Origin of the sequence: Nocardioides daedukensis (assembly GCF_013408415.1) — a bacterium.
GTDB lineage: Bacteria > Actinomycetota > Actinomycetes > Propionibacteriales > Nocardioidaceae > Nocardioides > Nocardioides daedukensis.
Genome location: NZ_JACCAA010000001.1, coordinates 127,079 through 147,061, shown reverse-complemented (window position 1 = coordinate 147,061; position 19,983 = coordinate 127,079). Strand labels below are relative to the sequence as shown.

Sequence of the window (19,983 nt, the reverse complement as noted above, 5' to 3'; positions counted from 1 at the left end):
TCTCCTCAGCTCAGGCCGGTGCAGGTGTGGAATGGCCCGGGCCCGGCCGACCCGTGTCATCGACGTCCTCGGCCGTCAGCGGCTGGGCGATGCTCTCCAAGGACTGGCCCTCGGCACGCACCCCGAGGAAGATCTCGACGATCCCGCCCGCGATCATCAGCGCCGCACCGATGAAGTAGCCGATCGCGATCTTCGTGATGTCGCCACTGTCGGCAGCGTTCTCGATCAATGCCCCGAAGAGCAACGGGCCGCTGATGCCGCCAGCCGCGGTGCCGATGGCATAGAAGAACGCGATGCACATCGCTCGTGTCTCCATCGGGAAGACCTCGCTGGCGGTCAAGTAGGCCGCGCTGGCTCCCGCAGAGGCGAAGAAGAAGATGATCGCGCCCATCAGGGTCAGGGTCACCGCAGTGACCGAGCCGAGGAACATGCCGGTGGCGCCCAGGAGCACCCCGGAGAGGATGTAGGTCCCCGCGATCATCTTGACCCGGCCGATGCGGTCGAAGAGCGGACTCAGCGAGAGCGCACCGATGAAGTTGCTGGCCGCGAAGATGGCCAGGAACCATCCGGTCTGCTTGACGTCCAGGAACGTGGTCAGGGTGTCGCCATAGGTGAAGAAGAAGGCGTTGTAGAGGAATGCCTGCCCCACGAAGAGCGAGAAGCAGAGGATGGTCCGCTTCGGATAGAGGGTGAAGACCGTGTGCGCGATCTCGCCCATCCCGATGCTCCTGCGCTGACGGATCGTGATCGAGTCGGAGACGTCGGTGAGCTCCAGCCCGTCCTCCTCGCGCACGCGGCGCTCGATGTCGCGGACGATCTCCTCGGCCTCGTCCTGACGGCCGTGGATGAAGAGCCAGCGCGGGCTCTCGGGCACGTTGCGGCGTACGACGAGGATGCCGACGGCCAGGATCGCGCCCAGCCCGAACGCCAGACGCCAACCCCACGCGGGGTCGATGACGGTCGGGTCGAGCAACGGAATGGTCAGCAGGGCACCACCAGCGGCGCCGATCCAGAACGAGCCGTTGATCGCCACGTCGACACGGCCGCGATATTTCGCCGGGATCAGCTCATCGATCGCCGAGTTGATCGCCGCATATTCGCCGCCGATTCCGGCCCCGGTGAGGAACCGGGCGCCGAAGTACCACCAGGGGCTCATCGAGAACGCGGTCAGCACCGTGGCGACGGTGTAGACGCCCAGGGTGAGCAGGAAGAGCTTCTTGCGCCCGAACCTGTCGGTGAGTTGACCGAAGAAGAGCGCGCCCACACAGGCGCCGGCGACGTACATCGCGCCGGCCAGGCCCACGTCGAAGTTGCTCAGGCCCAGGCCCGGCCCCTCCGGTTTGAGCGCGGCGGACATCGAGCCGACGATGGTCACCTCGAGCCCGTCCAGGATCCAGACGGTTCCCAGGCCGATCACGACCAGCCAGTGCCACCTCGCCCACGGCAGACGATCGAGGCGAGCGGGAATGTCAGTGGTGACGCGACCTGTTTCCACGGCAGACATGAGCGGCCTGTACCCAGTGGTCGGCGGGGCCAGTCAGGCCGGACCGTCGCCGGTGCCGTCGGCGGCCAAGGCATCGACGTCGACATCGCGGCCCTCGGAGATCTCCTCCACGACGTGGTCGCGCTGCTCGGGGGTGAGGGTCACCCCTGCCTCGCGCAGACCCTTGTCGAGCTCGTCGTGAATGGTTCCCTCGGTGGCGGTCTCCTGCCAGGCGTTCACCCGCTCGACCACACGGTGGAGCGCTTCGCGCCGGGCACTGTCCTGGTTGTTCATCTCAGTCATGGACCCTCGGTGCCCAATCGCGCGCAGGACATGCGCCCAGACATGCGCCCAGACATGCGGCAAAACATCCGGTGCGGCGCTACCAGATCATCCGGAGCAGCGCGCGTCGTGACGGACGAGTCAGGCCGAGGCAGCACGCAACTCGGCCAGCAGCGGCCGAGCCGCCTCGGCCAAGAACTGCGGGTTCGTCGAGCCGTCGACCTGCACCAGGGCGATGTCGCTGAATCCCGCCTCCCACCAGGGCCGCACCGAGTCGACGATGTGGCCCAGGTCGGGCCCGCACGGGATGGATTCGGCCACATCCTCGGGCCGGACGAACTGGGAGGCGCCGGCGAATCCCGCCGTGGTCGGCAGGTCGCTGTTGACTCGCCATCCACCGGCGAACCAGCGGAACTGCGCGTGCGCTCGCTCGGTGGCGGCCTGGGCGTCCGAGGTGTCCCAGCTGATCGGGAGCTGACCGATCGCCCGGGCTCCGCCCGTACCGATCTTGGGCGCACCCTCGGTGGCGTCCCAGACGTCCAGCAGGTCGCCGTCCGGGGCCGTGGCGATCAGGTCGTCGGCCAGGGGCGCGCAGCGAGCGACCGCCTTCGGCCCACCCGAAGCCAGCGCGAGCCGAACCGGTTCCTCGGGCACGTCCCACAGCCGGGCAGCGTCCACGTCGAAGTGGTCGCCGTGGAAGTCGACCAGACCGCCCTCGAGGAGGGCCGAGATGATCGACATCGCCTCGGCCAGCATCTCGTGGCGGGTGTCCACCATCGGCCAGCCCTGACCGATCACGTGCTCGTTGAGGTTCTCGCCGCTGCCGAGGCCGAGAGTGAATCTGCCCTCGGACAACAACTGCACCGTGGCGGCCTTCTGTGCCACCACGGCAGGGTGATAGCGCATCGTCGGACACGTCACATAGGTCATCATCGGGATCCGGGACGTGGCCTGAGCAACCGCGCCCAGCACGCTCCAGGCATAGGGAGCGTGGCCCTGCTCGACCAGCCAGGGCGAGTAGTGGTCACTCATCACGAGGAAGTCGAAGCCCGCCTCCTCGGCTGCCACCGCATGCTCGACCAGCTCCCGCGGGCCTGCCTGCTCAGTCATCAAGGTGTAGCCGAACGCGGTCATCCTCTGCCTCCCGGTGGTTGCCCTCTCAGTGCCAGCCCAATCAGCGGTTGCCGATTCAGTGGTTGCCCATTCAGTGATTGCGCAGCGCGGTGATCAGCTCGTCCTTGTTCATCGACGAGCGGCCCTCGATGCCGATCTCCGCGGCCCTGTCGTGGAGCTCGTCCACGGTCCAGTCCTCGTAGTCGCCGGACTTGCCGCCCTTGCGACCCACCTCGGAGCGCGAGCTGTTGGCCGCTGCGTTGGCGATCCGTGCCGCCTTCTCCTTGCTCGCCCCGTCGTCGCGGATCTCCTCGTAGAGCTCCTTGTCCTTCACGCTGGGGCCGGGATCTTCCTTCTTCGCCATGACGATCGCCATCCTCTTCGTTGCGTCGGTCTCTCGGTCAGATGTTCGGACTCGGTACCCACCCACCAACTCGCCACACGGGGGCCAGCAGATGGCTGGGCAGATGGCTGGGCAGATGGCTGCGCGGATGGTTGAGCAGGCGGCTGGCCAGTGCTGAACAGGCGGCTGAATGTCCGCCGACGCCCGGGGTACCGAGACGCACACCCGCAGTCAGGAGGACCCGATGCCGAACCACTTGAGGGAGGGCGGCGAGTTCGACGCCGTACTGAACCTGCTCGACCGCCAGGTGATCGATGCCGACGGCTACATGGTCTGCAAGGTCGACGATCTCGAGCTGGCCCAGGACGACATCGGCTCGCTGCGGGTCACCGGCCTCCTGGCCGGCCCGGCGGCGCTGTTGCCACGCTTCTCCGGCCGGCTCGGTGGGAGCCTGCTCGAGCAGTGGCGCAGGCTCGGTACCCAGCAGGCGGACCGGACGACTCCTTGGCGCATCGACATGGCCCTGGTCGCCAAGGTGGACTACGCGGTGCGGCTCTCGGTCCTGCGCGACGGCCTGCTCCGCAAGCCCACCGACGACGAGACGGGTACGACGTACCGACGCCTGGACCATCTCCTCGGGATGAGGGTGCACCGTGACGGAGAGGACCTCGGGCGCGTGCTGGACGTCCGCATCGGCAACCGCGGTGGCGACCTGGAGTGCCGCCACCTGATCGTGGGGCGAGGGCGGCCCGGCACGATGCTGGGCTACGACCGCAGCCGTCACATGGGGCCAGCGGTGGTGAGCCACCTGATCCGGTGGATGCACCGCCACACCGGCCAGGTCGCCATCGACGACGTCGTCGGGTGGGACTGGTCCGCCGGGCAGCTCGAGGTCCGCAGCGACCTCAAGGAGCTCACCCACGCCTAGCGTCGATGCCGTGACCCTGAGGCCGCGAGTCTGAGGCCGCGAGTCTGTGGCCGCGACGGGTCAGATCGTGCCCATCTTGGTGATGATCATCAGCGGGATGGCCGCCACTGCGGCGACGATCACCAACACCAGGTAGGTGAGCCCCATGGCGTTGGCGAGCCGTCCGTTGGTGTGCTCGCCCATGTAGTCGCGGTCGTTGGCCACCACCAGGATCGGGAAGTAGGTCAACGGCAGGGCCACGGCCGAGAACACCACCGAGACCTCGGTGACCATGATCGGGTCCACCCTGGTGACCAGCACCCCGACGGCCAGGAGCGTGACCACCACCAGCACGAGGTGGAAGTGTGCGGCCTCCTTGTTCTTGACGAACTTGCCCCACTGCCAGCCGAAGTACTGCGAGATCGAGTAGGCCGCCGACAACCCCGTCTCGCACGCGGCACCGAAGGTTGCCGCGACGAAGCCGATCACCGCGATCGCCAGCCCGATCTTGCCCAGCGCGATGGCGACCGGGAGCCCGACCTGGCCGAGGGTGCCGACCGAGACCTCGAGGGGCCCCAGGGCCACCCAGGCCGCGCCGGCGATCGAGAGGGACAGCAGGCCGCCTAGGGGGAATCCGATCAGCACGTTGGCCCGCATCGTGCCGAGGTCCTTCTCGGACCAACCGTCCTCGACGCCGCCGGAGGAGAAGAAGAAGACCTCGTACGGCGTCATCGCGGCGCCGAAGAGGGCCACCGCATAGAAGGCGGCAGTGACCCACTTCTCGTCCCCGGGCTTGTCGGCGGTGAGCAGCTGGTGCCCCAGGGATCCCCAGTCGGGACCGAGCTGCCAGAGCGCGACGGCGAAGACGATCAGGCACAGGCCCAGCAGCCCGAGGACGTTCTCGAGGAGGGAGAACTTGGCACGCCAGAGAACGGCCCACACGAGCGCGCCGATGAACGGCACGATCAGCACCTCGTTGACCGAGCTGACCAGCTCGAGCGCGAGCGCGACACCGCCGACCTCGGCGATGAAGGTGAGCAGGGTGACCCCGAGCGAGCCGATCAGGTTCATCATCGCCATCCGCGGGCCGAGCCGCTCACGGATCAGGTCGAAGGTGGCCCGGCCGCTGATCGCGGCCACCCGCCCCGACATCTCGGCGAAGACACAGATGCCGATCACACCCACGATCACGACCCAGCCCAGGGAGAGGCCGAACCGCGCGCCGACCTGGGCGTTGGTGACCAGGTCACCGATGTCGACGAAGCCGCCGATCGCGGTCAGGATGCCCAAGGCGATGCCGAGGAACTTCTTCACCTGACCTCCTCCTCGAGCTTGGTCAGCGTGCTCCGCTCGCGGGCCAGGCGCCGCGAGAGCGCTCCATAGCTGGCCTCGTCCTCACGGACCCGCGCGGCGCGAACGTCCGCGAGCAGGCCGGAGGCGTGCTCGAGGACGTCCGACACCTCGGTATGACGACGCTCGAAGCCCTTGGGTGGCTGCAGGGCGGTGAACGACTCCACCGTCGTGCCGGCCGACTCCTCGGCATCGACGAGGAGCACCACACCCGTCTTGGCGAGCAGCTTCGCGTCGCCCTGTGCTTCCAGGGTCAGCTGTGCCGTCGCCAGCTCGCTGGCCACGTCCTCGAGCGACTGGCCGGCCTTCTGCCGCCAGTCGGCCGGCGAGGGCTCCGAGGGTCGACAGCCGGTTGCACACAGTGCGAGCACGAGGATGATCAACAGCCCTCGCAGCGTGTTCATGCCAGCGGCCTCCTACTTGTCGCCCTTCTCAAGGAGGTCGTCCTGCAACTGGTCCTTGGTGCGGTCACCGACGGGCATGTCGAGGTTCTCGGCCTGCTGACGCAGCTGGTCCTTGGTGATGTCCTCGGCCTGGTCGCCCAGGTGCTCCTGCCTGGTGGAGAGGAAGGCCTCTCCGAGCTCGGCCCGGCGATCCGCGCTCAGCCCTTCACGCATCGTGGGCAGCACGGTCTCCTCCTCCTCCTCGACGTGGTGCGAGACGGCGTCGATCAGCTCGGCGAGCTTCGAGTCGAACTCCGATGTTCCCGGGTCCAGCTCACCGAGCTCGAGCGCGAGCTTGTCGGCCAGCAGGTGTTCCTCCTGGCTGTGCTCGACGTCCTCGGCACCCCCGGCTTCCTCGCGCGCGGCCGGATAGACCTCGGACTCCTCGGCGCGACTGTGCGCCGTGAGCAGGGTGGTCAGCACCGGCACCAGTGCGGGGCGCGAGTCCGGGTCGGACTTCAGCTGCTCGAACATCCGCTCCATCTCACGGTGGTCGCGCATGATCAGGTCGATCACATCTTGTGACATCAGCATTCCTTCGCTCCGGGAGATTCGTCGGCCGTCCAGTACCCCGATCGTCGCGACTCACCCACTCGCCGGCTTCCCGCCGCGCTGCATGACCCCAGCACGCTCGGGGTACTGCCTCGCACCCACACCGAGGAGGTACGGCGGTGCCCGCCCCAGCAGACACAGGCCCACAGGATCCAGGCCCACAGAACGCAGGACCGCAGGACACAGGCCTGCGAAACACAGCGCTCGTGCTGATCGACATGCAGAACGCCTTCTTCGAGGCGGGTCCGCTCCACGAGCGCCGCTCGGACTTGGTCTCCAGGACGCACACCCTCCTGGAGTGGGCGCGTGAGCGACACCTGCTGGTGGTGAACGTGCGCACCGAGCACCGTGCCGATCGCAGCACGTGGACGCTGAACATGCTCGAGGACGACCAGGGCTTCGCCATGGAGGGCGACCACAAGTCCCAGCCACTGGCGGAGCTGGATCTCGACGGCGTCACCGAGGTGGTGAAGACCCGCGATGACGCCTTCCTGGGCACCCAGTTGGAGGACCTGCTCCGGGCGCACGGGATCCGCACCCTGGTGATGGTCGGCGTCTCCACGCAGTCATGCATCGCGGCCACGGCCACGCACGCCTATGCGGCGAACCTGCACGTCGTACTGGCCAAGGACGCGATCTTCACCGAGCGCCCCGAGCTGCACGAGGACGTGCTCGCGTTGCTGGAGGACGAGTACCGCTTCGCCGCGGTGCCGACCGACCAGATCGTCGACCCGTCGTCAGTTCACGTTCTGACCCGCGACGACCCGTCGTGAATTGACGCTCTGACGGGCGCTGAGCCGTCGTGAGTTCACGCTCTGGCCCCCGATGACCCGTCGTGAATTGACGCCCCGACGGGCGCTGACCCCTCGCCAGTTCACTCAGCGACCGCCCGGCGGGCGTCAGCTTCAGTCGCCGGCAGGGTATGGCGATCCCGCCAGCAGACCGGCAAGGTGCGCGGCGTTGCGAGCCAAGGTCTTCGTGGTCCCAGCGGTCTTCTCGGGCGTCGGCTGCTTGTCCTTGTAGTCGACGCCCTGCATCGCCTCGCCCACCCAGTAGGTGGAGGCGTTGGCCGGCAGCGTGAAGCCGACGTCGCTGAGCGCTTGGGCCAGCTCGGCGGTCACGTGGTGGGCACCGTCCTCGTTGCCGACCACTCCGATGGCGGCCACCTTGTCGTAGGTGAGCATCCGGCCGTCGTCGTCGGTCTCGGAGAGCTCGGCATCGAGCCGCTCCAGCACCATCTTGCACACCGCCGAGGGTTGGCCGAGCCAGATCGGGGTGACGATGACGAGGATGTCGGCGGCCAGCATCCGCTCACGCAACTGCGGCCACTCATCGCCGTCGCCCTCGTCGGTGGAGACCCCGAACCGTACGTCGTGATCCACCACGCGCACGATCTCCCCGCTCACGCCGTGCTCCTCGAGCGCGGAGAGCACCTGGGAGCCGAGCAGTTCCGAGCTCGACTCCGCGGGAGAGGGCTTGAGGGTGCAGTTCAGGACGAGGCAGGTCTGAGTGCTCATCATCACTGGTACCCAGCCCCCATCCAGTCATGATCAGCCAGTCATGATCAGGCACGACCAGCCAGCCCGGACCGGCCGCCCCGATCACCAAGCCCCAAACGCGGCGACCGAAACTCACACCCGCGTTCCCTACAGTGCTCCCCCGGTCCTGCCGATGAACACCTTGGGTGTGCAGCCCCTGCACCCAACACAGACCCACGGTGAGCGAGCCCGCCCGCCACCGTTCTCGGCATCGAAGGACCACCTGACAGTGCGCACCGCCCCACTTCTCGTCTCGCTCATCGCAGCCCTGCTGCTCCCTGCCGCACCCTCCCCGGTGCAGGCACTGGGCAACCAGGTCGCCGACGACTACGCCGACTACGAGCCCCAAGGCCCGTGTCGCTCGACGGCACAACCCGGAACGGCCGAGCTCGCCAGCTGGCTCGTACGCAACTACCCCGGCACGGGTTCCTCGGGAACCGTCAGGGCGTGCACCAGCGGTGGACAGAGCGAGCACAAGGACGGGCGCGCCTTCGACTGGACAGCGGACGTGAAGAACAAGGCCCAGAAGAAGTCCGCCTACGACTTCCTGGCCCGCGCATTCGCCACCGACGGCAAGGGCGTCACCCATGCGCTGGCCCGCCGGATGGGCATCATGTATGTCATCTACGACGACAAGATCTATTCGGCCTACCGAGGCTTCGCTCCGGTCGACTACGTGCACTCCGACTGCCGCAAGCTCTCCTCGATCGCCAAGTGCAGCCGCACCCTGCGCCACCTCGACCACGTCCACATCTCGCTCTCACATGCTGGCGGAGCGGCGCAGACCTCGTGGTTCAGGGCGCGCAACACCCGGAGCCTGCCGGTGTTCTTCCACGGCACGAAGAGCCTGGACCCCGAGCGCACCGCGGTCACCTCGATCAAGATCCCGGCCAGCGGTGCCACCTACCGCACTCCCTTCCAGCTCGAGCAGGGCGTCACCTACCGGATCGTCGGCACCGGGTTGGCACGCACCGGCGCCGGAAGCAGGATCGCGGACCCGAACTGCGTCTGGTCCGCCGACGGGTGGGTTCCGGCCGCACGCGGCACGGTGCGCGACGAGCCCGGTGAGAGCACACCGTCAGCCACTGTCCTCTCCTCCACGACGGCACTGCTCGTCGCGGGCCGGGTCCGGTGGGACCGCGCGGATCGGTGCTCGAGCAGCCACACCTACACCGCGACGTACACCCCGACCCGGACTGCTTCGATCACCCTGCGCGCGCGTGACGCCGACGGCGTGCGCAACCCGGGCGAGTCACTCACCCTCCACTTCGCCCGTGCGGACATCACCGCGTCCTCACTCGCCACCCGCTTCCGCACCTCTCCCCTGGCGCAGCCAGCTCGCGCCACCCGGCCGGGCCCCCGCTCGGCAACCCTGACCAAGGAGTCGGTCGTCCTCGACACCCGGAGTCGTTGGGGAACGCGCACCAAGCGCCAGCTGTGGCGCAACGCCCGCTATCGGGTCACGGTCACCGGCAACGCAACCGACGCCGGCAACGAGTTCGACGCCTCCTGCTATCGCCACCGAGGCACCCTGCAGGCGCGGCACACGGTCAACCCCCGGACCCCCTCGGCCGACCACTTCGGCGTGTACGTCGCCGGCGTCCAGCTCGACCTGCGGGCCAGCCACAACTCGCGAGCGACCTGCACCACACGCAACCGGCACTCCTACAAGGCCACCTTCACCGCACCCGTCTCCGGCACCGCGACGGTGCGGACCTGGGATCCCTACACGCACGGCGACAACCGCGGCTCGCTCACGGTGACGCTGACCCGGATCCGCTGAGTCCTTCGGTCGCCTCACGACGATGCGGCATGATCGAAGGCGATGCTCACCTTCGGTCACGGACGCCTTGACCGCGACCAGCTCGCGGCGCTGCTGGGTGATGCCGACGTGGAGCTGGTGGTCGACATCCGCCGCTTCCCCGGCAGCCGCAACAACCCGGCAGCCGCGGCCGGTCAGGTGGAGGCGCTGCTCGAGGAGAACGGCATCGGCTATCGCCACGATCCCCGACTCGGCGGACGGCGCCGGCTCAACAAGGACGAGGACGCGGCCACCCTCGACCCATGGTGGCGCGTGGCCGCGTTCCGGGCCTATGCCGACTGGACGCGCACAGAGGAGTTCGGCGAGGGCCTTGCCGAGCTGATCGGAGACGACCGGGAGCGGCGTACGGCGATCATGTGCTCGGAGGCCGTGTGGTGGCGCTGCCATCGACGTGTCGTCAGCGACGTCGCGGTGGTGGCCCACGGGCTCACCGTGGAGCACCTGATGCACGACGGTCGACTCCTCGAGCACCCGGTCAGCGAGGGCGTCAGGCGGCGGCCGGACGGGCTGCTGGTGTGGGATCGCGCTGCCGACGATGCATGACCTGGCGCCTTCTGGGCACCGGATGGCACCGCACGACAGCCACGACCAAGGAGGCTTGAGATGACTGGCAAGTTGAAGATGCTGATCGGACTCGGAGTCGGCTATGTCCTCGGCGCCCGCGCCGGACGTGGACGCTATGAGCAGATCGCCAACCAGGCCCAACGGTTCATGCACGACCCGCGCGTCCAGGACAAGGCCGGGCAGGCCAAGGACTTCGCCGCCGAGAAGGCGGCCGGGGCTCGCGACACCGCCGCGGAGAAGGCAGGCGAAGCCGTGGACGCTGCGAAGGAGAAGGTGCAGGAGAAGCGCGGCGGCGACACCCCCACCACCGGGCTCGGCGCCGGCATGCCCGGCACCGACAAGGAGACCACCGAGGACCTCGGCGCGCTGGGCACCGCTCCAGTGACCCCGAACGACACCGCACGCTGAGACGCCGTACGCCGTCGGGTGGCGGTCATCACGCCCGCATTCTGAATGCGCGACGACTGCCACCGCGACGCGCGGGTACAGGACAATCATGAGCAACCAGACGAACGAAGAGCCCGAGAAGAGCCACGTCGACCGGATCAAGAACCTCGTTGTCGGCACGGCCAAGGCCCCAGCGAGTGTGGCCGGGTCCGCTGTCGGAATGGCGGGATCCGCGGTGGGCATGGCCAAGGACGCCGCGTCCGCCGGCCTGGCCGCAGGCGGTCACGTCCTGAAGGCAGTGACCGGGACGGCCCTGGGCGCAGTCGCCCCGGGTGCACGGCAGGACACCGGCAACGATGCGCAGCCGAGCCCCACCGATGTCGAGCCGCAGACGCCGGCCGACAAGGCACCGTCGGCACCCTCCGCGGCGCGGAAGAGCGAGCCCGAGGACAAGACGACCAAATCCGGTGCGGCCAACTCTGATTCGGGTGACTCTGTCGCCGACGAGTTGGAGATCAACCCGGACGAGCCGGTGAACGTCACCGAGGAGCTGGGCCTCGACCCCTCCCCGATCGCGAAGCCGAAGCGCAAGAAGGCGCCGGCGAAGAAGCCCGCCACCAAGATCGACGCGGCGGCTGACACCAGCCAGGTCAGCGCGACCCCGGCCGACGTCGCGAAGGTCGCTGACAAGGACCTGTCCGCCAGCGAGCAGGATGTCGAGCAGCCCGACGGCGAAAACGTGTGACCGTCTTCCTTGCCTGGACCTCCGAGCCTCCCGAGGATCTCGAAGGTCCATGGCAGGAGGCGCGCCCGATCGCGCCGGGGCTGTTGCTCCTGGAGAGCTCCGAGTCGCTCTCGGTCGTCTACCACGCCCTGAAGTGGGCCCTGCCCCAGGACGCAGCCCTGATCGTGTCCCTGGTGCCGCACACCCCGAAGTCGCGCGGGATGGCACCGGGCAGTACGTCGTGGCTGCGCGAGCGGACCGAGCCCCCGAGCAGCGACTGATCCTGACCGGTCAGCCCTGATCGGTCAGCCCTGACTGTTCCCCAGGCCACGCCATGCCTGGAAGCCACCGCGCAGATCGGTGGCGTTGACCAGACCGAGTCGTTGCAGGGTGTGCGCGGCCAGGCTGGAGCTGTAGCCCTCGTTGCAGACCAGCACCACCCGACGACTGGGATCATCGGCGATCTCAAGCCGGTGCGGACTGGTCGGGTCCAGGCGCCACTCCAGCACGTTGCGGTCGATCACGACTGCGCCGGGCAGTTCGCCGTCACGCTGGCGCTGCTCGATCGGCCTGGTGTCGACGACCAAGGCTCCGGCGGCACGCACGGCCTCCAGTTCGGCTGGTTCGACCCGGTCCAGTCCGGCGCGGCTCTCGGCAAGCAGGCGGCTGATCGCGGAACCGTCCTCGTCGCTCATGGACCGAGGATAGGGCGAGCGGCCCAGCCCGGGCGTCAGCCCGAGTGCCGGACGGCTTCACCCCGCGCGACGCGCTCGCGCTGCGGGACGACGACATACTTCGGGTCGTTGGCTGAGGCGATCCCGGCCTCGAAGACCCCGATCCGGGTGCACAGTGATCCGGCCATCAGGGCCGCGCCCGACGCGATCGAGACGGCCCGGGAGCGGCGACCCAGCAGCGCTCCGGTCGCGCCGAGCACCATCAATCCCTTGCTGGCCTGCATCCACCGGCCGGCCGAGCCCTGGTGCAAGGTCTCCGCGGAGATCCCCATCGACTGCTCCATCCGGTGCTCGGCGACCAGGTCGACGACCGCTCCTCCGATCGCGAATGCTCGCGCCGGGCCGGACTCCCCCAGCGGTGCCCCGATCAACCCGAGGCCACCGGAGGCAGCCGCGGCGGAGCCGCAGAAGACGAACGGCAGCTCCTCGTGGGCCGAGTGCCAGGCAGGAGTGGCGGTGTCGGAGAGCAGCACAGCGGTGTAGGCCGCGACCGGCGGGGCGGTCACCGCCGCCGCGATCCCGGCCGGTCGGCCCAGGCGCAGTGCCAGTCCGATCGGCCCACGCTGCCACCGCGAAGGCAGCAGGCCGGCCACCTCTGCGGCGGAGGCAAGTGCGGAGAACGGACCGTGCAGCGAGAGCAGCCAGGTCCCGACCGACATCGGCGAGGTCGGCTTGGCCACCCGCAGCATGTTGAGGAACCGGGACGGCTTGCCGAGGTCCTTGATCAAGAAGAACATGCTCAGCACGAGTGCGACCGCGGACCCGAGCCGCGACGTACGCCGAAGGCCGGGGCGCTCGGTCAGGTCGGCCCCGGCGCCGAGGATGGCACTGCCCGCGGCGACTCCCCCGGTGAACATGTAGTAGGCGATGTCGTGCTCCCACGGGGCCGGCTTGACGATCGGTCGGCCGTAGTAGGACTCGAAGTCGGCCTCCGGCACGATCGAGTCACGCGCGGGCGATCCCCGATGCCGCGCTCCGCTCTGCTGCGGTGCGTCGGTGGCCCGGTCGGTGTCGGTGCGTTGCTCGGGGCCAGTCATGGCCGCCGACCCACGAACGAGACGGCTGCCCCCGCAAGGAGGGCGAGCGCGGCCGCACCTGCGCGGCGGTACATCGTCGGCAGGTCCTTGGTGGTGACCACCGGGTCCGGCGGCAGGCCATAGACCTCGGGCTCGTCGAGCAGCAGGAAGAACGCCCCGGTGCCACCGACCCCGTCGTCGGGGTCGTTGCCATAGAGCCGGGCATCCATCACGCCCTGCTCGTGCAGGCGGGCGACCCGGTCGTTGGCCGTGCGGCGCAGCTCCTCGACGTCGCCGAACAGGATCGACTCGGTCGGGCAGGCCTGGGCACACGCTGGCCGCTGGCCGTCGGTGAGCCGGTCGTAGCAGAGCGTGCACTTCTGGGCGATCCCCACACTCGGGTCACCGTCGGGCCCGCGGCGCCGGTCGATCACGCCGTACGGGCAGGCCGCGACGCAGTAGCCGCAGCCGTTGCAGATGTCGTCCTGGACCACGACGGTGCCGAACTCCGAGCGGAACAGCGAGCCGGTCGGGCACACGTCGAGGCAGGCGGCGTGGGTGCAGTGCTTGCAGACGTCGGAGGACATCAGCCACTGGAAGTCGGGCTTCTCCTCCTCGGGTACGTCGTTGGGCGCGGCGCCCAGGGTGGGCATGCCGAGGTCGACCGGTGGCGTGGCCTTGGCCGGCTTCTCGATGAAGGCCACGTGCCGCCACTGGTTGGCGTTGAGCGAATGGCTGTTGTCGTAGGAGGTGCCGAGCATGGCGAAGACGTTCTCCGGAACGTCGTTCCACTCCTTGCAGGCCACCTCACAGGCCTTGCAGCCGATGCAGATCGAGGTGTCGGTGAAGAAGCCCTTGCGCGCGGGCGGATCGTCGTACCCCGCGTTCGGGGCGGGATCGAGAGGTCCGAAGAGGCTGTTCGCCATCCCGTCCCAGTTGAAGAGGCTGTCACGCAGACTCATTCGTCATCCTCCCTCTCGGTGCGCACGGTGACGACCGGGCCACGCTCGGACCCGACGGTGCCGGACCGTTCCCGATAGCCGTCGATCAGGGCACGCAGCTCGGGTCCGCGCGGACGCTTGCCGGGCTGCACGTCGCAGGTGCCCACCTTGGTCTCCTGGATCTGGACGTTGGGGTCGAGGGTGATGCCGAACAGGTCGTTGGCCGAGTCGCCGGTGACCAGGCCGCCGCTGCCCCAGTGATAGGGCATCCACACCTGGTGGACGATGCGGCCCTCCACCTTCAGCGGCCGCAGCCGTTCGGTGACCAGCACCCGGCCCTCGATCGCGGAGCGTGCGGTGACCACGTGGCACCAGCCCATGTGGTCGAGCCCGCGCTCGGCGGCCAGCGCCGGGGAGACCTCGACGAACATCTCCGGCTGCAGCTCGGCGAGGTGCTCGAGATAGCGGCTCATCCCACCTGCGGTGTGGTGCTCGGTGAGTCGGCTGGTGGTGAACACGAACGGGAACACGTCCGCGTGCTGCTGCGGCGGTGCCGGGTTCATCGGGTTGTCGTCGCGGACATATTCCAGCCGGGTCGGGTTGGACTGCTGCCCGTAGAGCTGGTTGCGGAACGGGGACTCGACCGGTTCATAGTGGGTCGGCATCGGTCCGTCGACCAGACCCTGCGCCACGTAGAGCGCGCCCTTCCCGTCGCCCTGCATGATGAACGGGTCGATGCCCTCGATCGCGGCCACGCCGTCGGCGCCCTCGGGCGAGCGGTAGGAGGGCGACTTGGTCTTCTCGAAGTCCGGTACGTCGTCGCCGGTCCACTCGCCCTTCTCCTCGTCCCACCAGACGTAGGCCTTGCGCTTGCTCCACGGCTTGCCCTCGGGATCTGCGGAGGCGCGGTTGTAGAGGATCCGCCGGTTCATCGGCCACGCCCAGCCCCACTCGGGAGCCACGAACGACTGCTCGTGACGCGACTTCTTGCGAGCCGCCTGGTTGACGCCGTCGGCATAGACACCGGTGTAGATCCAGCAACCACCGAGAGTCGAGCCGTCGGCCTTCATCTCGGTGAACGAGGACAACAGGCGACCGGAGTCGACCTCATAACCGTTGATCTCGCGCAGCACCGCGTCGGCGCTGGGCTCCTCCCACTCGGCCTCGTCGTTGCGCTCGGTGTGCAGCGGGTAGTCCCACTCCAGGTCCAGTACCGGTCGGTCGCGCTCGTCCGCGGAGTCGGCCAGCCGCTCCTTGACCATCCGGCCCAGGTGGTAGAAGAACCACAGCTCCGAACGCGCGTCGCCGGACGGGTTGACCGCCTTCTCGCGCCACTGCAGCATCCGCTGGGTCTGGGTGAAGGTGCCCTCCTTCTCCACGTGCGAGGCAGCGGGCAGCAGGAACACCTCGGTGCCGCACTCCTCGGGCACGATCTCGCCGGTCTCGATCTCGGGTGAGTTCTTCCAGAACGAGGCGCTCTCGATCTCGAACAGGTCGCGCACCACCAGCCAGTCGAGCTGCGCCATCCCGAGGCGCTGCAGACGGCCGTGGGCCGAGCCGACGGCGGGATTCTGCCCGAGCAGGAAGTAGCCCTTCACCTTGCCGTCGATCATGTCCAGGACCGTGCGATAGGTGCCGTGGTCACCGGTGATCTTGGGCAGGTAGTCGAAGCAGAAGTCGTTGTCCTGGTTCGCAGTGTCGCCCCAATAGGCCTTGAGCAGGTTGACCGCATAGGCGTCGGCCTTGGACCAGAACCCCTTGCTGCCCGGCTTGCGGACGCTGTCCACCCAGTCGTCGAGGGTGGGGTGCTGCTCCGGGTTCGGCATCGGCAGATAGCCGGGCAGGATGTTGAACAGCGTCGGGATGTCGGTCGATCCCTGGATGCTGGCGTGCCCGCGCAGGGCCATGATCCCGCCGCCGGGGCGGCCCATGTTGCCCAGCAGCAGCTGGAGGATCGCGCCGGTGCGGATGTACTGCACGCCCACGCTGTGCTGGGTCCAGCCCACGCTGTAGACCAGCGCGGTGGTGCGCTCACGACCGGAGTTCTCCGTCCATGCGCGGCAGACCTCGAGGAAGTCGGCCTCCGAGATGCCGCACACCTGCTCGACCACCTCGGGGGTGTAGCGCGAGAAGTGCCGCTTGAGCACCTGGTAGACGCAGCGCGGGTGCTGCAGGGTCTCGTCGCGAGCCGGGTGGCTGGCCACCTGCATGCCGTGCGACTCGTTCTGCAGTCCTGCCGCGGTCGCCCGGTGCTTGGCGTGGTCCCCGGAGTCGTTCGCCTGGGCCTGGTCCTGCTCGCTCGGGTCGTCCTCCTCCTCGTACTGCCAGCTCGAGGGATCGTAGGTGCGCTTCTCCGGGTCGAAGCCGGAGAACAGACCGTCCAGGTCGTCGGTGTCCTGGAAGTCCTCGCTCAGGATCGTCGCCGCGTTGGTGTAGTTGACGACGTAGTCACGGAAGTCGAGTTCGTTGCTCAGGACGTGGTTGATGATCCCGCCGAGGAAGGCGATGTCGCTGCCCACCCGGATCGGGACGTGCTTGTCCGCGACCGCACTGGTGCGGGTGAACCGCGGGTCGACGTGGATCACCCGGGCACCACGTTTCTTGGCCTCGACAACCCATTGGAAGCCCACGGGATGCGCCTCAGCCATGTTGGAACCCTGGATGATCACGCAGTCCGCGTTGGCCAGGTCAGCCGTGAAGCCGGTGGCGCCGCCGCGTCCGAAGCTGGTCCCCAGACCGGGGACAGTGGCGGAGTGTCATATGCGCGCCTGGTTCTCGATCTGGATCGCGCCCATGGCGGTGAAGAGCTTCTTGATCAGGTAGTTCTCTTCGTTGTCCAGCGTCGCCCCGCCGAGACTCGCAATGCCCATCGTGCGACGTACCCGACGGCCCTTCTCGTCGAGCTCCTGCCAGGTGTCACGCCGGGTCTTCACGACGCGGTCGGCGATCATCTCCATCGCGGTGCCGAGCTCGAGCTCCTGCCACTCGGTGCCGTGGGCCGGGCGGTAGCGCACCTTGTTGAGCCGCAGCGGGCTGGTGACGAGGTTCTTGCTGGCCGATCCCTTGGGGCACAGCCGCCCGCGGTTGACCGGGCTGTCCTCGTCGCCCTCGATCTGGACGACCTTCTCGTCCTTGACGAAGACCTTCTGGGCACAACCCACGGCGCAGTAGGGGCACACGCTGCGAGCGACCCGGTCGGCGGTGGTGGTGCGCGGCTCGATCTCCTCGGTCTTCACCGAACGCGCGGCGTGGCCGCGGCCGAGGATGTCCTTGCCGGTCAGTTGGCGCAGTGCCGGCCACGGAAGGAACGAGCGCCCGTTCATCGACCACCTCCAGGTTCGGTGGAACCGACACTAGCCGGTTCTCGCCCGGCTGGCACCCGGGTGATGAAGGTCAGTGCCACGGACGCGAGCGCGATGATCCCGATGACGGTGTAGGCCAGCGTGTAGGCCTTGTCCTCGCCGATCAGTGCCGAGGCCACGACCGGGCCGATGATGCCGCCGAGGCTCCACCCGATCAGCATCAGGCCATAGATGGCACCGGCATAGCGGACGCCGAAGAAGTCACCGGCGGTGGCCGGCATGGTGCCGAAGGCGCCGCCGTAGCAGAGGTAGATCACGGCGGCGAGGACGAAGAAGAGCACCACGTTGCTGGCGTGCGGCAGCACGATCAGGCACACGCCCTGCAGCACGAGCATCGCGGCGAAGGTGCGCATCCGGCCGATCTTGTCCGAGACCGCGGCCCACAGGATCCGGCCGCCTCCGTTGAAGACAGCGAGTACGCCGACCAGGGTGGCCGCCCCGGTGAGGCTGAAGCCGGCCACGTCGGTCGCGGTGAGCTTGGCCTGGGAGATCAGCGAGATGCCCGCGCTGACGCTGAGGGTGAGGATCGCGGTCAGCAGGTACCACTGCGGCGTACGCAGCGCCTCGCCCTGGGTGTAGTCCTTGCCGACCTCGGAGCCGCCACCGTCGTGGGCCGGCTCGAAGCCGGGCACGGTGTAGCCCTCGGGCGGGTTGCGGAAGAAGGAGGCACCGATCAGCGACATCACCAGATAGGCGATCCCCAGCGGCAGGAAGGCGCTGGTGGGATCCTCGGGGTCACGGTCGATCAACCACTGCGCGACCGGTGAGGTGAGCACCGCACCGAAGCCGAAGCCGCCGACCGCGAGACCGGTGATCAGCCCGGTCTTGTCGGGGAACCACTTCTGCAGCATCGCGATCGGCACGATGTAGGCGAAGCCAAGACCGAAGCCGCTGATCACGCCATAGCCGACGATCACCAGCCAGTAGTCCTCGGCGCCGTTGGTGAACGAGGCGAGGACGATCCCGACTGCATAGATGATGCCGCCGCCCAGCGCCACGATCCGCGGGCCGTGCCGGTCCTGGAGACGGCCGCCGAGATAGCTGCCGATGAAGATCATCCCGATGGTGACCGTGAACGGCATCGAGGCCTTGACCTTGCTCAGGTTCCACGCCTCGGCGTTCTCCAAGGAGCCGCCGAAGACGGACCACGCATAGACCGCGCCGATCGAGAACTGCAGCAACAGTGCGGCGGCGACAAGCAGCCACCGGAATCCGCTTGGTTTCCTCTGCTCGCCAACCATGCCGTTCTCCTCACCGAGTCGGGGCCGTGCCGAGCGCGGTACCCCGTCGCTCGGAGTCCATGCGTCAGCGCACCACCAGCAGGTGCTCGCGGCGCTCGACGACCTCACCCACGACCGGGTGGCCGGGGATCTCGCCGGCGATCAGCAACCCGCCCGAGGTCTGCGCATCGGCGAGCAGGACCAGCTCGTCCTCGCCGAGATCGCTCTCCAGGTGCGGGCGGACCCAGTCGAGGTTGCGGCGGCTCCCACCGGGCACGAATCCCTCGGCCAGCGAGGTGCGGGCGCCGTCGACGTACGGCACCGCGGCAGCGTCGATCACTGCGGTGGTGCCGGAGGCGCGCATCATCTTCATCAGGTGGCCGAGCAGGCCGAAGCCGGTGACGTCGGTGGCCGCCCGAACACCCGCGGCCAGCGCCGCCTGGCTGGCGTCGCGGTTGAGCGTCGTCATCACCGCGACCGCCTCCTCGAACCATTCGCCGGTCGCCTTGTGCCGGTTGTTGAGGACGCCCAGGCCGATCGGCTTGGTCAGGGTCAGTGGAGTGCCCGGCACGGCGGCGTCATTGCGGAGCAGGTGCTCGGGATCGGCGAGGCCGGTGACCGCAACGCCATACTTCGGCTCGGGGTCGTCGATGCTGTGGCCGCCGGCGAGGTAGGCACCGGCCTGTTGGCACACCTCTCCCCCGCCGCGCAGCACCTCGGCGGCGAGCTCGAACGGCAGCGTGGCCCTGGGCCAGCCGAGCAGGTTGACCCCGACGATCGGCGTGCCGCCCATCGCATAGACGTCGGAGAGAGCGTTGGCCGCGGCGATCCGGCCCCACTCGTAGGGGTCGTCCACGACGGGGGTGAAGAAGTCGGCGGTGGCGATGATCGCCTGGTTGCCGGAGATCCGCACCGCTGCGGCGTCGTCGCCGTGCTCGAGCCCGACCAGCAGCTCGCCGGCGTTCATGCCCGCATTCTGGGACCCTGCCGCGCCGTCGGCGACCGCATTGGGCAGTCCGGCCAGCACCGCCTCGAGCTCACCGGGCGGCACCTTGCAGGCACACCCCCCGCCCGCGGCAAATTGGGTCAACCGGATCCGCTCGCTGGTCGTCATGTGGCCAAGGTACCCATCCGCCCGCCGCACGAGCCTGAGTTGAAGCCGCGACAACGGGTACCGCGGGCCCAGCACCAGCCTCGCCCAC

The 19,983-nt window shown here is 68.6% G+C and carries 21 protein-coding genes and 1 pseudogene; 7 read left to right on the top strand and 15 right to left on the bottom strand.

Annotated features, from left to right (window positions below; translation table 11 throughout):
- Window positions 1–10: 10 nt before the first annotated feature.
- From BJ980_RS00800 to BJ980_RS00785, 4 genes are all read right to left on the bottom strand, one after another.
- The gene (locus BJ980_RS00800) at window positions 11–1,504 is read right to left on the bottom strand and encodes an MFS transporter (protein ID WP_179500543.1); all 1,494 of its coding nucleotides are present in this window, start codon (window positions 1,502–1,504) and stop codon (window positions 11–13) included.
- Between the two features lie 33 nt (window positions 1,505–1,537).
- On the bottom strand, window positions 1,538–1,786 hold the full coding sequence (locus tag BJ980_RS00795; RefSeq protein ID WP_179500542.1) for a hypothetical protein: 249 nt from the start codon (window positions 1,784–1,786) through the stop codon (window positions 1,538–1,540).
- Between the two features lie 120 nt (window positions 1,787–1,906).
- A complete protein-coding gene (locus BJ980_RS00790; RefSeq protein ID WP_179500541.1) occupies window positions 1,907–2,899 on the bottom strand; it encodes a TIGR03557 family F420-dependent LLM class oxidoreductase in 993 nt (330 codons plus the stop codon).
- A gap of 70 nt (window positions 2,900–2,969) precedes the next feature.
- On the bottom strand, window positions 2,970–3,242 hold the full coding sequence (locus BJ980_RS00785) for a DUF7218 family protein (protein ID WP_179500540.1): 273 nt from the start codon (window positions 3,240–3,242) through the stop codon (window positions 2,970–2,972).
- 223 nt (window positions 3,243–3,465) lie between these two features.
- Here BJ980_RS00785 and BJ980_RS00775 point away from each other — a divergent pair, with 223 nt between their 5' ends.
- On the top strand, window positions 3,466–4,149 hold the full coding sequence (locus BJ980_RS00775; protein ID WP_179500539.1) for a hypothetical protein: 684 nt from the start codon (window positions 3,466–3,468) through the stop codon (window positions 4,147–4,149).
- 60 nt (window positions 4,150–4,209) lie between these two features.
- Here the strand turns inward: BJ980_RS00775 and BJ980_RS00770 are convergent, their stop codons facing one another.
- The 3 genes from BJ980_RS00770 to BJ980_RS00760 are packed head-to-tail and all read right to left on the bottom strand — an operon-like array spanning window position 4,210 to window position 6,449.
- Complete coding sequence (locus BJ980_RS00770; protein ID WP_179500538.1) at window positions 4,210–5,442, bottom strand: divalent metal cation transporter; 1,233 nt, start codon at window positions 5,440–5,442, stop codon at window positions 4,210–4,212.
- A complete protein-coding gene (locus tag BJ980_RS00765; RefSeq protein WP_179500537.1) occupies window positions 5,439–5,882 on the bottom strand; it encodes a hypothetical protein in 444 nt (147 codons plus the stop codon). The genes BJ980_RS00770 and BJ980_RS00765 overlap by 4 nt, the downstream gene beginning before the upstream one ends.
- A gap of 12 nt (window positions 5,883–5,894) precedes the next feature.
- Window positions 5,895–6,449 carry a hemerythrin domain-containing protein gene (locus tag BJ980_RS00760; RefSeq protein WP_179500536.1) on the bottom strand — a complete coding sequence of 185 codons (555 nt, stop codon included), beginning with the start codon at window positions 6,447–6,449 and terminating at the stop codon, window positions 5,895–5,897.
- A gap of 230 nt (window positions 6,450–6,679) precedes the next feature.
- Between BJ980_RS00760 and BJ980_RS00755 the strand changes: the two genes are divergently transcribed.
- A complete protein-coding gene (locus BJ980_RS00755; protein ID WP_179500535.1) occupies window positions 6,680–7,246 on the top strand; it encodes an isochorismatase family protein in 567 nt (188 codons plus the stop codon).
- Between the two features lie 132 nt (window positions 7,247–7,378).
- Here the strand turns inward: BJ980_RS00755 and BJ980_RS00750 are convergent, their stop codons facing one another.
- A complete protein-coding gene (locus BJ980_RS00750) occupies window positions 7,379–7,990 on the bottom strand; it encodes a flavodoxin family protein (protein WP_179500534.1) in 612 nt (203 codons plus the stop codon).
- Window positions 7,991–8,240: 250 nt separating this feature from the next.
- On the opposite strand from BJ980_RS00750, the gene BJ980_RS00745 reads away from it, so the two are divergent.
- The 5 genes from BJ980_RS00745 (at window position 8,241) to BJ980_RS00725 (ending at window position 11,789) form a co-directional block, all read left to right on the top strand.
- Window positions 8,241–9,794, top strand: a complete 1,554-nt coding sequence (locus tag BJ980_RS00745; protein ID WP_179500533.1) for a VldE C-terminal domain-containing protein — start codon at window positions 8,241–8,243, stop codon at window positions 9,792–9,794.
- A gap of 42 nt (window positions 9,795–9,836) precedes the next feature.
- A complete protein-coding gene (locus BJ980_RS00740; protein ID WP_179500532.1) occupies window positions 9,837–10,376 on the top strand; it encodes a DUF488 domain-containing protein in 540 nt (179 codons plus the stop codon).
- 60 nt (window positions 10,377–10,436) lie between these two features.
- On the top strand, window positions 10,437–10,805 hold the full coding sequence (locus BJ980_RS00735; protein WP_179500531.1) for a YtxH domain-containing protein: 369 nt from the start codon (window positions 10,437–10,439) through the stop codon (window positions 10,803–10,805).
- 88 nt (window positions 10,806–10,893) lie between these two features.
- Window positions 10,894–11,529 carry a hypothetical protein gene (locus BJ980_RS00730; RefSeq protein WP_179500530.1) on the top strand — a complete coding sequence of 212 codons (636 nt, stop codon included), beginning with the start codon at window positions 10,894–10,896 and terminating at the stop codon, window positions 11,527–11,529.
- Window positions 11,526–11,789 (top strand): hypothetical protein, encoded by a 264-nt coding sequence (locus tag BJ980_RS00725; RefSeq protein WP_179500529.1) that lies wholly within the window; start codon window positions 11,526–11,528, stop codon window positions 11,787–11,789. Before BJ980_RS00730 ends, BJ980_RS00725 begins: the two co-directional genes overlap by 4 nt.
- Before the next feature lie 24 nt (window positions 11,790–11,813).
- On the opposite strand, the gene BJ980_RS00720 is transcribed toward BJ980_RS00725, so the two are convergent.
- The 7 genes and pseudogenes from BJ980_RS00720 to selD form a co-directional block, all read right to left on the bottom strand.
- The gene (locus BJ980_RS00720; protein ID WP_179500528.1) at window positions 11,814–12,203 is read right to left on the bottom strand and encodes a rhodanese-like domain-containing protein; all 390 of its coding nucleotides are present in this window, start codon (window positions 12,201–12,203) and stop codon (window positions 11,814–11,816) included.
- Between the two features lie 35 nt (window positions 12,204–12,238).
- On the bottom strand, window positions 12,239–13,279 hold the full coding sequence (nrfD, locus tag BJ980_RS00715) for an NrfD/PsrC family molybdoenzyme membrane anchor subunit (protein ID WP_179500527.1): 1,041 nt from the start codon (window positions 13,277–13,279) through the stop codon (window positions 12,239–12,241).
- Window positions 13,276–14,220 (bottom strand): 4Fe-4S dicluster domain-containing protein, encoded by a 945-nt coding sequence (locus BJ980_RS00710; RefSeq protein ID WP_246279901.1) that lies wholly within the window; start codon window positions 14,218–14,220, stop codon window positions 13,276–13,278. Before BJ980_RS00710 ends, nrfD begins: the two co-directional genes overlap by 4 nt.
- Window positions 14,217–16,943 (bottom strand): annotated as a pseudogene (gene fdh / locus BJ980_RS00705) (formate dehydrogenase); the annotation flags it as partial. The gene BJ980_RS00710 and the pseudogene fdh, both read right to left, overlap by 4 nt.
- Before the next feature lie 12 nt (window positions 16,944–16,955).
- On the bottom strand, window positions 16,956–17,522 hold the full coding sequence (locus BJ980_RS19630; RefSeq protein ID WP_179500526.1) for a dehydrogenase: 567 nt from the start codon (window positions 17,520–17,522) through the stop codon (window positions 16,956–16,958).
- On the bottom strand, window positions 17,519–18,802 hold the full coding sequence (locus tag BJ980_RS00695) for an L-lactate MFS transporter (RefSeq protein WP_179500525.1): 1,284 nt from the start codon (window positions 18,800–18,802) through the stop codon (window positions 17,519–17,521). The genes BJ980_RS19630 and BJ980_RS00695 overlap by 4 nt, the downstream gene beginning before the upstream one ends.
- Before the next feature lie 64 nt (window positions 18,803–18,866).
- On the bottom strand, window positions 18,867–19,895 hold the full coding sequence (gene selD / locus BJ980_RS00690) for a selenide, water dikinase SelD (protein WP_179500524.1): 1,029 nt from the start codon (window positions 19,893–19,895) through the stop codon (window positions 18,867–18,869).
- Window positions 19,896–19,983 lie beyond the last annotated feature (88 nt).

Coding starts and splice junctions, on each gene's coding strand:
- nrfD (WP_179500527.1), bottom strand. CDS start 13,279: ATGACTGGCCCCGAGCAACGCACCGACACCGACCGGGCCACCGACGCA.
- BJ980_RS00710 (WP_246279901.1), bottom strand. CDS start 14,220: ATGAGTCTGCGTGACAGCCTCTTCAACTGGGACGGGATGGCGAACAGC.
- BJ980_RS00750 (WP_179500534.1), bottom strand. CDS start 7,990: ATGAGCACTCAGACCTGCCTCGTCCTGAACTGCACCCTCAAGCCCTCT.
- BJ980_RS00765 (WP_179500537.1), bottom strand. CDS start 5,882: ATGAACACGCTGCGAGGGCTGTTGATCATCCTCGTGCTCGCACTGTGT.
- BJ980_RS19630 (WP_179500526.1), bottom strand. CDS start 17,522: ATGAACGGGCGCTCGTTCCTTCCGTGGCCGGCACTGCGCCAACTGACC.
- BJ980_RS00795 (WP_179500542.1), bottom strand. CDS start 1,786: ATGACTGAGATGAACAACCAGGACAGTGCCCGGCGCGAAGCGCTCCAC.
- BJ980_RS00760 (WP_179500536.1), bottom strand. CDS start 6,449: ATGTCACAAGATGTGATCGACCTGATCATGCGCGACCACCGTGAGATG.
- BJ980_RS00730 (WP_179500530.1), top strand. CDS start 10,894: ATGAGCAACCAGACGAACGAAGAGCCCGAGAAGAGCCACGTCGACCGG.
- BJ980_RS00800 (WP_179500543.1), bottom strand. CDS start 1,504: ATGTCTGCCGTGGAAACAGGTCGCGTCACCACTGACATTCCCGCTCGC.
- BJ980_RS00695 (WP_179500525.1), bottom strand. CDS start 18,802: ATGGTTGGCGAGCAGAGGAAACCAAGCGGATTCCGGTGGCTGCTTGTC.
- BJ980_RS00735 (WP_179500531.1), top strand. CDS start 10,437: ATGACTGGCAAGTTGAAGATGCTGATCGGACTCGGAGTCGGCTATGTC.
- BJ980_RS00720 (WP_179500528.1), bottom strand. CDS start 12,203: ATGAGCGACGAGGACGGTTCCGCGATCAGCCGCCTGCTTGCCGAGAGC.
- BJ980_RS00785 (WP_179500540.1), bottom strand. CDS start 3,242: ATGGCGAAGAAGGAAGATCCCGGCCCCAGCGTGAAGGACAAGGAGCTC.
- BJ980_RS00740 (WP_179500532.1), top strand. CDS start 9,837: ATGCTCACCTTCGGTCACGGACGCCTTGACCGCGACCAGCTCGCGGCG.
- BJ980_RS00775 (WP_179500539.1), top strand. CDS start 3,466: ATGCCGAACCACTTGAGGGAGGGCGGCGAGTTCGACGCCGTACTGAAC.
- BJ980_RS00790 (WP_179500541.1), bottom strand. CDS start 2,899: ATGACCGCGTTCGGCTACACCTTGATGACTGAGCAGGCAGGCCCGCGG.
- selD (WP_179500524.1), bottom strand. CDS start 19,895: ATGACGACCAGCGAGCGGATCCGGTTGACCCAATTTGCCGCGGGCGGG.